The following is a 14,460-nucleotide window of genomic DNA, read 5'->3' on the forward strand; positions in this document are numbered from 1 at the left end:
ATGACGCTACGTCCCGCTTCTGCCTCTGACCTGCTGATCGACGGCAAACTGACCGCCGGCAGCGGCGGGGTCTTCGATGTCGTCAACCCGGCCACGGAGGAGGTGCTGGGGCAGGCCGCGGACGCCACCGCCGACGACATGGACGCGGCCATCGGCGCCGCACGCACCGCCTTCGACACCACCGATTGGTCGCGCGACCACGCCTTCCGCGCCCGGTGCCTGCGTCAGCTGCGCGACGCGCTGCTGGCCCACGGCGACGAGTTGCGCGAACTCGCCATCGCCGAGATCGGTTGCCCCGCGTTCCTCACCGGTGGGCCTCAGTTCGAGGGTCCGGTCCGCGACCTCGGATACTTCGCCGACCTCGCCGAGAACCACACGTGGACCGTCGACCTCGGCGAGGCCGAGCCGATGGGCTTGAAGAACCATCGTGAGTTGCGCAGCGAGGCCGCCGGCGTGGTCGGCGCGATCACGCCATGGAACTTCCCGCACCAGATCAACTTCGCGAAGATCGGTCCGGCGCTCGCCGCCGGCTGCACCGTCGTCCTCAAACCCGCCCCCGACACCCCCTGGGCCGCAGCGCTGGTGGGGAAGGTCATCGCCGAGGAGACCGACATCCCGCCCGGCGTGATCAACATCGTCACGTCGTCCGACCACCGGCTGGGCGCCCAACTGTCGGAGGACCCGCGCGTCGACCTGGTGTCGTTCACCGGTTCGACGGCGACCGGCAAGAAGATCATGGTCGCCGCGGCGGAGACGCTGAAGAAGGTGTTCCTCGAACTCGGCGGCAAGTCCGCCTTCATCGTGCTCGATGACGCCGATCTCGCCACCGCCTGCTCGATGGCCGCCTTCAACGTCGTCACGCATGCGGGACAGGGGTGCGCCATCCCGACCCGCCTGCTGGTTCCGCGGGAGAAGCTGGCCGACGCCATCGCCGCGACCCGGAAGTCGTTGGCGGGCCTCGCCGCCGGCGACCCCACCGACTCCGGGACCATCTGCGGCCCACTCATCTCCGCACGTCAGCGCGATCGGGTGGAGTCCTACATCGAGCTCGCGCGTTCGGAGGGCGGCGTCATCGAGATCGGCGGCGGCCGACCGGCCGACAAGCCGAAGGGCTGGTTCGTCGAGCCGACTCTCGTCTCCGGACTGGACAATTCATCGCGCGTCGCGCAGGAGGAGATCTTCGGTCCGGTGCTCGTGATCATCCCGCACGACGGTGACGAGGATGCGATCCGCATCGCGAACGACTCCCCCTACGGACTCTCCGGCGCGGTGTGGGCAACCGACCCCGACCGCATCGAAGCGGTGGTCGCAGGCGTCCGCACCGGGACGCTCGGCATCAACGGCGGCATCTGGTACTCCGCCGACGTCCCGTTCGGCGGCTACAAGCAGTCCGGGATCGGCCGCGAGATGGGCGTCGCCGGATTCGAGGAGTACCTCGAGGTCAAGGCTGTGGCCCGACCCGCGTGATCTCGCTCGCACACAACAGAACCCAGCACATCCGAAAACGACACATCAGCAGAAGGAGTCTGGACTCATGACCGGACGTTTCCAGGACAAGACCGCCATCGTCACGGGCGCCGCGGGCGGCATCGGTGAGGCGTACGCGCGCGCACTCGCGGCCGAGGGCGCGCGAGTCGTGATCGCCGACATCGACGACGAGAAGGGCAAGCAGGTCGCCGCGGACATCGGCGGACTGTACGTGAGCACCGACGTGTCCGACGAACAGTCGGCTCAGGCACTGGCCGCCGCGACCGTCGACGCCTACGGGAAGGTCGACTACCTGGTGAACAACGCTGCCATCTACGGCGGCATGAAGCTCGACTTCCTCATCACTGTCCCCTGGGACTACTACAAGAAGTTCATGAGCGTGAACCTCGACGGCGCGCTCAACGTGACCCGCGCGGTCTACGGCCACATGAACCGCGGCGGGGCGATCGTCAACCAGTCCTCCACCGCCGCATGGCTCTACAGCGGTTTCTACGGGCTCGCCAAGGTCGGCATCAACGGCCTCACCCAACAGCTGGCCACCGAGTTGGGCGGACAGGACATCCGGGTGAACGCGATCGCGCCCGGACCCATCGACACCGAGGCGACCCGCACGACGACACCCAAGGAGATGGTCGCCGACATCGTTGACAAGTTGCCGCTCAAGCGATTCGGCACCCCGGAGGACCTGGTCGGCATGTGCCTGTTCCTGCTGTCCGACGAGGCACGCTGGGTGACGGGACAGATCTTCAACGTCGACGGTGGTCAGGTCATCCGCTCATGACAGATCCGGATGGGGCGCCGGTCCGGCTCGGCTACGTCGGATTGGGGAACATCGGCGGACCGATGGCCGCTCGACTCGCGACCTGGCGTGGCGGGCTGACGGTGTTCGACCTCTCCGACGACGCGGTCGGCAAGCTCGTCGACGCCGGCGCCCGCCCCGCCTCCTCCCTGGCGGCCCTGGCCGCGGACGCCGACATCATCGGGATCTGCGTACTCGACGACCATCAGGTCCGGACCGTGATCGCCGGACCGGACGGTCTGCTCTCCACTGCCCGTCCGGGAACGATCATCACCGTGCACTCGACCATCGCACCGCAGACGGCCGTCGAACTCGCGACGCTTGCCGCCGCCCGCGACGTGGCTCTCCTGGACGCCCCGATCTCCGGCGGGGCGCCGGGTGCGGAAAAGGGCAGGCTGGCGATCATGGTCGGCGGTGACCGAGAGTCGTATCAGGCACTCAAGGAACCGTTCTCGACGTGCGCAGAGCTGATCGTGCACGCCGGTCCCGAGGTCGGGGCGGGCACCAGGATGAAGTTGGCGCGCAACCTGCTCCACTTCATCTCCTTCACCGCCACCACCGAGGCAGCTCGGCTGGCCGAGGCGGCCGGCATCGACCTGGGCAAGCTGGGCAAGGTGGTCCGGCACACCGACGCGATCACCGGTGGGGCCGGTGCGATCCTGCTCCGCGACACCACGGCGCCGATCGCCGAGAACGACTTCTGGTACTCGATCTTCACCCACGTCCGCGGCCTCGGCGAGAAGGACCTGACCCTGGCTCTGGGGCTGGCGCGGGAGTTGGACGTCGACCTACCGTTGGGCGAGATCGCCCTGCGGGACCTCGCCGCGGGACTCGGTGTACCGCACCGGGAAGGAGAACAGACATGACCCCGGAGAACGAGACCGTACCCGATCGGCCGGGCGACGCCGACCAGCACGCGCCGGATGCGCGGCGTCGACGCGGACTCGAGAAGATGTCCGAGGTCTACGGGTGGGAGATGTCCGACGGCCCCGGAATCCATTTCGCGCACACCGCAGATCAGCTCTTCGCCGAGGTGTGGACGCGGGAGGGACTCAGTGTGCGTGACCGCCGCCTGTTGCTGCTGGGCGCCCTGGCGGCGGGAGGTCAGGTGGACGTCGCCGAGATACAGGCCGGGGCCGCGCTGGGCAACGGTGAGCTGACGCCCGAACAGCTCGAGGAGATCGCGTTGTTCCTCTGCTACTACGTCGGCTGGCCGCTGGGCACCAAGATGAACATGATGTTCGGCCAGGTCATCAAGAACCACCGTAAGTCGCAGCGATGACCGACGTCGGGTTCCGGCCGCTCGCCGGAGGTGCCGGCGTATCGCTGATGAGTGCGACGCCCGGCCCCGATCTCGGCGCGCACGGGTATGCCGAGGCGGAGTTCTCGGCGAGCGGTGTCGCCGAACGGTTCTCGGCCGGCGACGGTCATGACGTCGAGCCGATCGACTCGGCGACCTACACCACCCGCATCGTCGTCCGACGTCCCACCGACCCCGCACGGTTCAGCGGGACGGTGGTGGTCGAGTGGTTCAACGTGAGCAGCGGCGCCGACGCCGCGCCGGAATACACCTATCTGGCCGACGAGATCGTCCGCGCCGGCCACGCCTGGGTCGGGGTGTCGGCGCAGTACGACGGTGTGGTCGGGAGCAGCGGCTCGGTCGGCCTCGACAGCGGCGTGCCCGGCGGTCTGCTCGGCGCCGACGCCGAGCGCTACGGCCACCTGACCCACCCCGGAGACGCCTACTGCTACGACATCTTCGGCGGGGTCGGGGCGGCGCTGCGGTCGATCGACGGTCCTGACCATCCGCTGTCCGGGCTCGACGTCACGACCCTGATCGCGGTCGGTGAATCACAGTCCGCCTTTGCCCTGACCACGTACGTCAATCTGTTCCTGCCTCGGCATCGCGTCCACGACGGGGTGCTGATCCACTCACGCGCAGCGGGCTCCCTGGGGCTGGGCGACGTGGGCACCGGCGCCGACACCGACGCCACCTTCGACCAGCCGCCGACGCTGCTCCGCGAGGACCTGGCCGCCCGGGTCATCGTGGTCCAGACCGAGACCGACGTGCTCACCAACTTCCGATTCCACCTCGCGCGTCAGCCAGACACCGAGCGGCTGCGGATCTGGGAGGTCGCCGGTACCGCTCACGCCGACCTGGTGCAGATCGGCCCCTACGAGGAGATGCTGGGGTGCCCGCACCCGGTCAACCGCGGTCAACAGCAGTTCGTGCTGCGCGCCGCACTGCATCATCTCGTGGACTGGGTGCACGACACCGGCACCCGCCCGGCTCCTCCGCACGCGGAGCCGCTACGCCTGCGCCCGGCGACCGATCCCGAGGTCTTCGACGTCGACGACGTCGGAAACGTGCTCGGTGGTGTCCGGACCCCGCGCGTCGACGTGGCGACCGAGCTGCTCAGCGGCATCGTCGACGCCGACCTGCCACGGATCTGCGTGCTGTTCGGCTCCACCACGCCGCTGCCGGCAGACGTCCTGCGCGCGCGGTTCGACGGTCGGGCAGACTATCTCGACCGCTACCGAGCCGCCACCGACGCGATGATCGAGGCGGGCTTCGCCCTGGCGGTCGATCGCGATGCCCTGCTTGCCGACGCGAACCCGGAACCGATCGACGGATGAGCCGACCTGAAACCGACTCCCCGGGAGCCGGCATGGAGTTCACCCTGGAGGACATCTCCGACGAGGAAATAATGCGGCGACGGGCACTCTACGAGCCGTTCACCGACTCCGTTCGTGACCTCATCGACGCGGTGATCCGCACCGAGGTCGATGATGCGACCGTCCGACAGGCGCAGGCGGAGATCGCCGGGGTGGTGCAGCGACTCCGCACCCAGCAGATGGACGGCGCCTACGGCGTGCGGTACACCGCCGACAAGAAGGGCATGGCCTGGGGCAACGCGGTGATCGGTCTGCGCAACGCGATCGCACCCCCGCTGGTCCTGCGCCCCGGCGACGACGGAGGCGTGGTCACCGACGCGACGCTCGGCGCCGCGTACGAGGGTCCGAGCGGCCTGGTACACGGGGGCGTGTGCGCGATGCTGTTCGATCACGTGCTCGGCGAGGCCGCCAGCGTCGACGGCATCCCGTGCTTCACCGGCACCATCTCGGTCCGATACCTGCGACCGACCCCGTTGGGCCCCATCCGGATCGATGCTGCCATCAGCGGCCGCGACGGACGCAAGAAGATCGTGCGCGGCACGCTGTCCGGGCCCGACGGCGTGACGGCGGAGGCCGAGGGGATCTTCATCGTGCCGCGCGAGTTCGAGGGTCAGGCCTTCAGCAGTTGGGTGTCCTGACGGTGCGGGCGGCGGTCCTGTCCGGCGGCACCTTCGTCGTCGATGACGTCCCCGACCCGACGCCGGGGCCTGGCGAACTGATCCTGAGGGTCTCCGCCAACGGAATCTGTGGGTCCGATCTCTCGACCTACTCGTTCCTGCCCGACGGCACGATCATGGGCCATGAGTTCGCCGGCGAGGTGGTGGCGGTGGACCCATCGGCCCGCGGTGACTGGCCGATCGGCGTCCCGGTGGCCGCCATGCCGGTGATCGGTTGCCGAGCCTGCCCGTCGTGCGCAGTCGGCGACCAGGCCCGATGTCCGGCGGCCCGCACGATCGGCCTCGGCGTCCTACCGGGAGCGCTCGCCGAATACGTCCGGGTCGGGATTGCCGAGAGCGTCCGACTCGACACTCTCGCGGGCGACGTCGAGGTCGACCTCGACGCGGCCGCACTCGTGGAGCCACTGGCGGTCGGACTCCATGCGCTCCGACGCGCCTCGCCTGCACCTGGCGATCGGGTGCTGGTCCTCGGTGCGGGCCCGGTCGGACTCGCTGTGATCGCCTGGGCCGCACAGCAACCGGTCAGCGCCGCCACCTGTGCCGACCCCGTGTCGGGCCGGCGGGACGCCGCACTGCGGATGGGTGCGACCGAGGTGCTGCACCCGGAAGAAGTCCGACCGGATTCCTTCGACATAGTCGTCGACTGTGTCGGGAAGCCGGGGATCATCGCGACGGCGATCCAGGCGAGCGCACCCAGGGGCACCGTGGTGGTGGCCGGGGTCTGTATGGCAGCGGACACCTTCATGCCGGTGGCCGGGGTGGTCAAGGAGATCTCGATGCACTTCGTCTCCTATTACAGCCGTGACGAATTCGTCGCCGCCGCCAGACTCGTCGCGACCGGCCGACTGGACCATCGCCGATTCGTCAGCGCCCGTGTACCTCTCGAACAGGTTGCGTCACTGTTCGCAGAACTCGCACGTCCCAACGACCACCGCAAGGTGTTGGTCACGCCCCGCCGGAGGTGAGATCAGGGCTCAGTGGGGCTGCCGTCGAGATCACCGCGTCGACCACGGCCTCCGGAGCTTGCTCCGGGATCCAGTGGGTGACGCCCGACAACTCGATGAACTCGTAGGGAGCATCCACGTACTCGACGGTCAGACGGGGTCCGTACTCCGCGATGGCGATGTCGTCGGTACTCCAGACGAAGGTCGTCGGTACGGTCACCGCAGGCACCTCTTCGGTGTCCAGCGCCTCGGCCCGATACCAATTGAGCGCAGCGGTCATCGCGCCGGGCGCGCTCAACACAGCGAGATGGTCGGCGACGATGTCGGCCGGGACGACGTCACCGAACCCGAGCCGTAGTGCGAGTGCATCGTCGGCGAGGAGAGCACGTTCCGGCTCCTCAGGCCTCGCGAAGAACTCCATGTAGCCGGACCGCTCACGTTGCTGCGGGTCCTCGACCCGGGCTCGGCGAAAAGCCGTCGGATGAGGAACGGAGAGCGCCGTCAGTGCCGACACGCGGTCGGGATGGCGAGCGGCCACCGTCCACGCGACTGCAGCTCCCCAATCGTGACCGACGAGCAGTACCGGCGCCGTCGGCGACACATGATCGATCAGCGCGACCGCGTCGGCGACCAACTCGCTCATCCGGTAGGCGTCGATCCCGTCGGGGCGGGCCTCAGGGGAGTATCCACGCTGGTCGGCCGCGTGCACAGTCAGACCACGTTCGGCGAGAGCGGTTCCGACCGGCGCCCAACACGCCGACGACTCGGGAAATCCGTGCAGGGCCACCACGCAGGGATGTCCGCGATCTACCTCCGGATACCATGACCGGACTCGGAAAACCATGTCCGACAAGGCTATCGACTCGACCACCGCGCGTTCCGACATGCTTGGATACTATCCGGATCAGGCGAGTAGCGTTAGCGAGATGAACGATGTCGAATCCGGCGAGTCGGCGCCCTTCAGTGCCGCAGAGACCGCACAGGTCCGGACGTTCTGGGAGGCACTCGGTCTGCCGGGCATCGTCGACGTCCACACGCACTTCATGCCGCGACCGGTGATGGACAAGGTCTGGGCATATTTCGACTCCGCCGGGCCGATGGTCGGGCGCGAATGGCCGATCACCTACCGCGCCGACGAACGGTCCCGCGCCGAGGCGTTGGACTCCTTCGGTGTGCGCGCCTACTCGTCGCTCGTCTACCCTCACAAACCCGACATGGCCGAATGGCTGAACGGTTGGGCGGCCGACTTCGCGACGACGCATGAGCGGTGCCTGCACACCGCAACGTTCTATCCGGAGCCGTCGGCGACGGCCTATGTGGGCAGGGCCATCGAGTCCGGCGCACGGATCGTCAAGGCCCACATCCAGGTCGGTGACTACTCGCCGCTGGACTCGATGCTCGACGGGGTGTGGTCGCAACTCGCCGAGTCCCGCGTCCCGGTGGTCATCCACTGCGGTTCCGGGCCCGCGCCCGGCAGGTTCACCGGCCCCGAACCGATCCGCAGCCTGATGCACCGCTTCCCCGACCTGCGATTGGTGATCGCCCACATGGGCACGCCGGAGTACCTGGACTTCCTCGATCTCGCCGAGAGCTACGACAGCGTCCACCTGGACACCACGATGTCGTTCACGGACTTCTCCGAGGCCGACGCGCCGTATCCTCGGGACGCCATCGACCGGTTGCGCGGAGTCGGACACAAGATCCTCTTCGGCAGCGACTTCCCGAACATCCCCTACGGATATCCGCACGCGTTGGAAGCGCTGGCCCGCCTCGGCCTCGGCGACGACTGGCTACGCGGCGTCGTCCACGACAACGCCGCGCGCCTGTTCGGGCTGTGAGTCAGCCGACGCGCTCGCCGCGCGCGGCCATCCGCGCACGGACCTCGGGGCGGCGCAGCGGCGGGACCGTCTTGGGCGGCTGACGCCGCTCCGGCAACAGGTCGAGCAGCTCCTCGGTGGCCGCGGTGACCTTCGCGACGGCCGCCTCGAACGCCTTCTCGTTGGCCGCCGACGGATGGCGGACGCCGCTCACCTTGCGGACGTACTGCCGCGCCGCGGCCTCGATCTCCTCGTCGGTCGCGGCCGGCTCCAGCCCGCGCAGCTCGGTGATGTTGCGGCACATGGTCGAGTTCCTTCCCCGGCCGGCGGGCCGGATGTCAATCGGCGATCTGGACGACCGCTTTACCCAGAATCCGCCCCTCGGCGAGATCGGTCAACGCCTGCGGCAGATCGGCCAGCGGATACCGGGCCGTCACCGGGGGTCGGAGGCCTGCGCCGACCATCTCCGTCAACTCCTCGTGGAGCAGTTCGGGGACACCCGGATGGGTGCGCACGTACTCGCCCCAGGCTGCCCCGACCACGGCGATGTTGCGGAACAGCACCCGGTTGAGCTTGACCGACGGGATGCCGCCTGCGGCGAAGCCGACCACCACGTAGCGGCCGTCCGGAGCCACCTGCCGCAGCGCCTCGTCGAACACGTCGCCGCCGGAGGGATCGATCATCACGTCGACCCCCTCGGGGGCGACCTCCTTGACCCGCTGCCCCCATCCGTCGCTGAGTTGGACCACCTCGTCGGCACCGGCCGCGCGGAGCAGTTCGTCGGCGCCGGTGCGATGGACGATCGCGACGACCTTCGCACCCATCGCCTTGGCCACGATGATCGATGCGATCCCGACACCGCCGGCGGCGCCGAGGACGCCGACGATCTCGCCCGGCGCGGTCTGGGCGCGGAGCTTGAGGGCGAAGAGTGCGGTCTGAAAGTTGATGCCCAGCGCGGCACCCTCGTCGAAACTCAGTTCGTCGGGCAGCGGCAGCAGTTGCTCGGGGGCGACGGCCACCTGTTCGGCGAACCCGCCGATCACCGACGCGACGAGCACGCGGTCACCGGCCTGGAGGGCCGCACCCTCGGGAGCACTGCGGACCACGCCGGCGACCTCGGTGCCTGGCGTGAAGGGGGTCGGGAGGCGCAGTTGGTACTTGCCCTGGCTGATCAACAGATCCGGAAAGCACACCCCGCAGGACTTGATGTCGACCAGCACCTGACCATCGGCCGGGACCGGGTCGGGGACGTCGGTGAGTTCCAGTCCCTCGGGACCGCTTTCCTGTGTGAGCACCTGCGCCTTCATGGCGCCAACCCTACGCGGCCGGCGGAACCCGGCCGATAGGATCTGCGGTATGACCGCACTGGAGTCGTCGCACCCCGACGCACCGTCCGCCGACCGCCTGCAGGTGGCCGCAGACGCGCCCGGATTCATGCCGGCCGACGAGGCACTCGCATTGTTCACCGTGGCCGGAGAGTTTCTGTCGCAACCCGATTCGACCGGGATCGGCGTCGAGATCGGCACTTATTGCGGCAAGTCGACGGTGTTCCTCGGAGCGGCCGCCGAGCCGCACGGCGCAGTGATCACCACGGTCGACCACCATCGCGGTTCCGAGGAGCACCAACCCGGTTGGGAGTACCACGATCCCGAGTTGGTCGATTCGCACTCCGGTCGACTCGACACGTCGGCACGCTTCCGCCGCACCGTGTTCGACGCCGGCCTGGAGCAAACGATCGTCGGTGTGCTGGCACCGTCGACGCTGGCCGCCCGGATGTGGGGTTCGCCGGCCGACTTTGTCTTCATCGACGGTGGGCACAGCATGGCCGCGGCCCAGGCCGACCTCGACGGCTGGGCACGCTGGGTCCGCATCGGCGGCGCGCTGCTGATCCACGACGTGTTCCCCGATCCCGCCGACGGCGGACGCCCCCCGTACGAGATCTATCGACAGGCCCTCGAGACCGGCCAGTTCGTGGAGATCGCCGACCACGGATCACTTCGTGTGTTGCGTCGCGAGAGCGGCACGGTCGGCGAGGCGCTGCCCACCTGACCTGGGCTGGAGTCCAGCTCGCTCCCGCGAACTCATCCCGTATCCGCGAATTCGACTGAGGTCGCGGGATCGAAACGAGGTCGCGGCAGCGTTGTCGGTCACCCCGGTGGTCGGGCTTGGGCGAGCGCACGGTCGGGGTGGTGGATGTTGTTGGTGCGTGGTGTCGGTGGTCCGTTGATGGGTTGGGTGGTTGCTGGTGGTGTCCAGGTGACTCGTCCGGTGGTGCGGTCCAGGCGGGTGGTCCATTGGTCTCGGCGTGGGCCGGCGGCGCGGTTGTGTTTGGGGCATGCCACGCCGAGTTGGTTGATGTCGGTGCGCCCGCCTTCGGCCCAGTCGTGAGGTGGTGGGCTTCGGAGTGCATGGCCGGTTGGTCGCAGTCGGGTGCGGTGCAGCCGCGATCGCGGGCGAACAGGGCCATGCGTTGGGCGCGGGATGCTGTTCGGCGGGCTCGTCCGAAGTAGAGGATTTCTTCGGTGTGATCGGCGAACACCGCCAGGTGCGGGTCCGCTTTGGCGGCGAGTTCGACGACGTCATGCCACGGCAGGTCAGTGCCGGTGGCGGTGACGCCGAGACCGGCGGATTCGCGGAGTTGGGTTTCGGTGATGGAGATGATCAACTGCGGCGGTAGCCCACGATGACTCCCACCCAAGACCCCGTCCTCGAGGACAGATTTCAGCAGGGCGTTCAACGCGTCGTGATTGCGCTGGGCTTGCGACCGTGAGTCCCGTTGGGCTGCATCCTTGACCACCTCGGAGTCGGGATCGGTGTCGTCGATGCTGCCCAACGGCGAGGCCGGGTCGTCGGGGCTATTCATCCCGGGTGCCGCCCATTTGGCGAGGACGACGTCGAGCATGGCTCGGGTGACTGGGTCGAGGGTGGCGGTCAGTTTCGACATCAACTGCGCATCCTGCCGCGACAGGGTCATCGACCGTTGCCAAGCACGATCACGGTCGTCGGTGAGCGCACCGTCAGGGTCCAGGTGGGCCAACAAGCGGACGCCCATTTGGCGCAGTGCGGATGGTGAGAGTGTGCGTGCGTGTTCGGCCAACGCGACCTCTGCGGCCACCTAATCATCGACTTCGACGTGCGTGGGGATGCGGTCGGTGAAGTCGAGGATCACGCTCACGTGTTCGGGTGCGATCGCACCCTCGGCCAACGCATCGGCTGTCGCCGACAATTCCGGTGGCTGCTTGTGGCCCGTGATCGTGTAGGTCTCCGACAGTGCTGCAGCGTGATCGAGGCGGCGTTTCACATCCGGCACACCGAGGTGGTTGGCCACAAACATTCGCATCGTCGCCGCACCGGTCAGCCGCCACGCGTCACGATCCGCCACGTCCATCAACCGGCGAAGGCCGAGCGAGGCGATCCGCCGCCCTGCGACCTCGTTGGCTTTCGCCAGCGCAACGACCTCCGCATCGGTGCACCGGTCGGCGGAGAGTTGAGCGATCCGGTCCAGCACCGCGTCGAGCTCGCCGTAGGCGGCCACCAACTCATCGACCGAATCCGAGTGTGCCGCAGCAGGTGGGGCATCCAACACGAGCGAGCTGGGTGTGGGTGGTGGCTTGTCGAAAGCCATGATCATCATCTCCTCATAGCCTCCGTTATCTACCCAGAACACTATCCGAGGACACCGACAATTCCTTCCGCCATCGACCGATGGCCACTGCCCACCGCACAACTGACACCTGACACCTGACCGAACCACACTGTGCACCAACCACACCGCGCCCCGCTCACGTGTCAGAAATCCGAACACCGCCGCGCCGAAATGCAGATCGCAGGGACGTGCAGCTCTCGCGCACGGTCGACGGATCCGAGCGCACGGTCGACGGATCCGAGCGCACGGTCGACGGATCCGAGCGCACGGTCGACGGATCCGAGCGCACGGTCGACCGATCCCGCTGACGCAAATCGTCTGACCGCCAACTTGTGTCACCACTTCGTCAGGTGCCCGCCTCACCACCGGCGGACACCTGGGCGCCGCGTGGCACGGGTACCGACCGACAGCAGATCACACCGGGTCCCGAGACTGTCCGAGATCGCGGTTCATTCGCGCGATGTGGTTCGAACGATCTCGGCAGGTGGGCCTGCTGCGACGACCGAGCGTGCCGACCCGTCAGACCCCGAGGTCGATGTCCTCGGCCACCTGAGGATCGTGCAGATCCGCACCGTCGGCGATGGCATCGCGATAACGGACCAGGTTCTCGGCGTCGACCTCCGTCGAGTCCCTACCCGCCTTCCAATACGCGCGAGCCAGGAGATCTCCTGAAGCGATCTGCCAGTCCTGCAGCGCGATCCGCCGCAACCGGCGAACGTGTGCCGCCTCGGCAGCGATCCACACCTGGGTCCGTCGACCGGCCTCGACCGATGCCGGCGGTTCGGCGGCCACGTCGGCGAGGTCGGCGACCACGCGCGTGGTGATCCCCGGATGTGGTGCGACCAGGTCGGCGTCGGCGGGTCGAGCGGTGCCGAGGTAGAGCACGCCCGAGACCTCCGGATCCAGGTTCTCGACGATGGCGGCGACCGCAGGCAGTCCGGTGACGTCGGCGACCAGCACGACGTCGCGAACCTCCTCGGGCAGATGCCATTCCGGCCGCATCCCGGCCATGTCGATGCGGTCGCCGGGCCGAATCCGCTCCAGGAGTCGGGTCAGGACGCCGGTGCTGTGCCGTGCGATGTCGAGGGTGAGGCGACGGTCGACCGCGTCGAAGGAACGGACCGTGAGCGCGCGTAACACCGGCCGTTCGGCCCCGTCCTGCCATGCGGGCAGCCCGTCGTCGCCGCGGTGCGGCAACTCCGCCGCTCCCCCGTCTGGTGTGAGCAGGAGTTTGACCGCGTCGGCCGGACGCGGGACGTACTCGGCCAGATCGTCGCTCTGCACGACCACCCGGGTGAAGGTCGGGGTCAGCTCCTCGACTGCGACGACGGTGGTCTGCGCATTGACCAGTGGCGCTCCCTGGGCACGGGATCGGATGGCCGACTTGATGTCGTGCGCACCTGCCGCATCCACCGCATCACTCATGCGCTGAGCTTCGCGAGCGCGGGCTCGAGCTCGTCGACGGCCCACGGAACCGAGTAGACCGACGGCGCACCGAATGCGGAGGCGTTGTCGTTGGTCAGGAAGACCGTCGCGCCCGACCGGACAGCGGGCAGCGCGTCCCATCCCGGGATCGTCCCGAAGACCTCGGGCCCGCCGACCAGCGGCCAGAAGATCAGCAGATCGGAACCGAGCAGGTCGACACGTTCACCGGAGACGATGGCGCGCTGGCCGTTGTCGGAGAGTGCGGTCACCGCGGGGTCCAGCCGCAGGCCGACCTCGGCGAGCAACTTGGCCGAAGGATCGTTGTCGGAGGTGACCACACCAAACTGCTTCTGCGGGGTCAGCTGACCGAAGGTCGCGGTCTTCCCCTGCGCGGCGGGGTACTTCTTCTTGACCGCCTCGACCTTCTCCTCGACCTCCGCCTGCGCCGACGCCGCCTGATCTTCCTTGCCGAAGATCTTGCCCGCGGTGCCCAGCACCTGCTGCCATGTGTCGTTGACCGTCTTGGTGCCCATCACCGGGATGGTCGGTGCGATCTTTGCGAGCGTGTCGTACGCACCGCGGTCGGGCAGATAGCCGGCCAGAATCAGATCCGGCTGGAACTTGGCCACCTGGCCGATGTCGGGTGTCGCTCCGACTCCGACCGGAACGACGGTCGACTCGTGCGGCGGGGTCCACGCGAACCTGTTGTTCGGGCCCGAGTACCCGGCGGTGACGAACTCGGCGGTGATCGGGACCCCCAGTTCGATCAGCGAGTCAGACCAGGCGGTCGCGCCGGTGAGGGTGACCACCCGCTTCGGCGTTCCCTCGATCGTCGTCGACCCGTACTGATGGTCGACGGTGACCTTCCCGCTCGCCTCCCCCGAACCACCCTCGTCACCGGACGAACAGCCCAGGGCGAACACCAGGACGGAGATGAGCATGACGGGGACGGCGAGATACCGCTTCGGGTGCATATGAGTTAGGTTAG

General features: G+C 68.3%; 14 protein-coding genes and 1 pseudogene. 9 read left to right on the forward strand and 6 right to left on the reverse strand.

The genetic code is table 11. The features are described 5' to 3' along the window. The 7 genes from GS4_RS08075 to GS4_RS08105 all read left to right on the forward strand — a co-directional run bounded on the left by GS4_RS08075 (window position 1) and on the right by GS4_RS08105 (window position 6,605). Window positions 1-1,467: an aldehyde dehydrogenase gene (locus GS4_RS08075; protein ID WP_007619403.1), complete on the forward strand. Its 1,467-nt coding sequence runs from the start codon at window positions 1-3 to the stop codon at window positions 1,465-1,467. A gap of 67 nt (window positions 1,468-1,534) precedes the next feature. After that, complete coding sequence (locus GS4_RS08080) at window positions 1,535-2,269, forward strand: SDR family oxidoreductase (RefSeq protein WP_007619404.1); 735 nt, start codon at window positions 1,535-1,537, stop codon at window positions 2,267-2,269. Beyond that, on the forward strand, window positions 2,266-3,153 hold the full coding sequence (locus GS4_RS08085; protein ID WP_007619406.1) for an NAD(P)-dependent oxidoreductase: 888 nt from the start codon (window positions 2,266-2,268) through the stop codon (window positions 3,151-3,153). Before GS4_RS08080 ends, GS4_RS08085 begins: the two co-directional genes overlap by 4 nt. After that, window positions 3,150-3,569, forward strand: coding sequence for a carboxymuconolactone decarboxylase family protein (locus tag GS4_RS08090; protein WP_007619408.1), 420 nt, complete (start codon window positions 3,150-3,152; stop codon window positions 3,567-3,569). Before GS4_RS08085 ends, GS4_RS08090 begins: the two co-directional genes overlap by 4 nt. Beyond that, window positions 3,566-4,924 carry an alpha/beta hydrolase domain-containing protein gene (locus GS4_RS08095; RefSeq protein ID WP_007619410.1) on the forward strand — a complete coding sequence of 453 codons (1,359 nt, stop codon included), beginning with the start codon at window positions 3,566-3,568 and terminating at the stop codon, window positions 4,922-4,924. Before GS4_RS08090 ends, GS4_RS08095 begins: the two co-directional genes overlap by 4 nt. 32 nt (window positions 4,925-4,956) lie before the next feature. Beyond that, window positions 4,957-5,601, forward strand: a complete 645-nt coding sequence (locus GS4_RS08100; protein ID WP_040509910.1) for a PaaI family thioesterase — start codon at window positions 4,957-4,959, stop codon at window positions 5,599-5,601. Window positions 5,602-5,603: 2 nt separating this feature from the next. After that, window positions 5,604-6,605, forward strand: a complete 1,002-nt coding sequence (locus GS4_RS08105) for an alcohol dehydrogenase catalytic domain-containing protein (protein ID WP_007619413.1) — start codon at window positions 5,604-5,606, stop codon at window positions 6,603-6,605. On the opposite strand, the gene GS4_RS08110 is transcribed toward GS4_RS08105, so the two are convergent. Further along, window positions 6,586-7,470, reverse strand: coding sequence for an alpha/beta fold hydrolase (locus tag GS4_RS08110; protein ID WP_007619415.1), 885 nt, complete (start codon window positions 7,468-7,470; stop codon window positions 6,586-6,588). The two genes, GS4_RS08105 and GS4_RS08110, sit on opposite strands and share 20 nt — an antisense overlap. A gap of 40 nt (window positions 7,471-7,510) precedes the next feature. Between GS4_RS08110 and GS4_RS08115 the strand changes: the two genes are divergently transcribed. Beyond that, entirely contained in the window at window positions 7,511-8,422 is a 912-nt protein-coding gene (locus GS4_RS08115) for an amidohydrolase family protein (RefSeq protein ID WP_040509911.1), read from the forward strand. Window position 8,423: 1 nt separating this feature from the next. Here the strand turns inward: GS4_RS08115 and GS4_RS08120 are convergent, their stop codons facing one another. Beyond that, window positions 8,424-8,705 carry a DUF2277 domain-containing protein gene (locus GS4_RS08120; protein ID WP_007619419.1) on the reverse strand — a complete coding sequence of 94 codons (282 nt, stop codon included), beginning with the start codon at window positions 8,703-8,705 and terminating at the stop codon, window positions 8,424-8,426. Window positions 8,706-8,739: 34 nt separating this feature from the next. Beyond that, window positions 8,740-9,708: an NADPH:quinone oxidoreductase family protein gene (locus GS4_RS08125; protein WP_007619421.1), complete on the reverse strand. Its 969-nt coding sequence runs from the start codon at window positions 9,706-9,708 to the stop codon at window positions 8,740-8,742. Window positions 9,709-9,757: 49 nt separating this feature from the next. Between GS4_RS08125 and GS4_RS08130 the strand changes: the two genes are divergently transcribed. Further along, the gene (locus tag GS4_RS08130; RefSeq protein ID WP_007619423.1) at window positions 9,758-10,450 is read left to right on the forward strand and encodes a class I SAM-dependent methyltransferase; all 693 of its coding nucleotides are present in this window, start codon (window positions 9,758-9,760) and stop codon (window positions 10,448-10,450) included. A 457-nt stretch (window positions 10,451-10,907) separates the two neighbouring features. Here GS4_RS08130 and GS4_RS26130 read toward each other — a convergent pair. The 3 genes and pseudogenes from GS4_RS26130 to GS4_RS08145 form a co-directional block, all read right to left on the reverse strand. Continuing rightward, a pseudogene (locus GS4_RS26130) lies at window positions 10,908-12,035 on the reverse strand (DUF222 domain-containing protein); the annotation flags it as partial. 531 nt (window positions 12,036-12,566) lie between these two features. Continuing rightward, window positions 12,567-13,472: a siderophore-interacting protein gene (locus tag GS4_RS08140; protein WP_007619429.1), complete on the reverse strand. Its 906-nt coding sequence runs from the start codon at window positions 13,470-13,472 to the stop codon at window positions 12,567-12,569. Then, window positions 13,469-14,446, reverse strand: a complete 978-nt coding sequence (locus tag GS4_RS08145; RefSeq protein WP_007619431.1) for an ABC transporter substrate-binding protein — start codon at window positions 14,444-14,446, stop codon at window positions 13,469-13,471. The genes GS4_RS08140 and GS4_RS08145 overlap by 4 nt, the downstream gene beginning before the upstream one ends. Window positions 14,447-14,460: the final 14 nt, after the last annotated feature.

It is taken from the genome of Gordonia soli NBRC 108243, assembly GCF_000334455.1.
Taxonomy (GTDB): Bacteria; Actinomycetota; Actinomycetes; order Mycobacteriales; family Mycobacteriaceae; genus Gordonia; species Gordonia soli.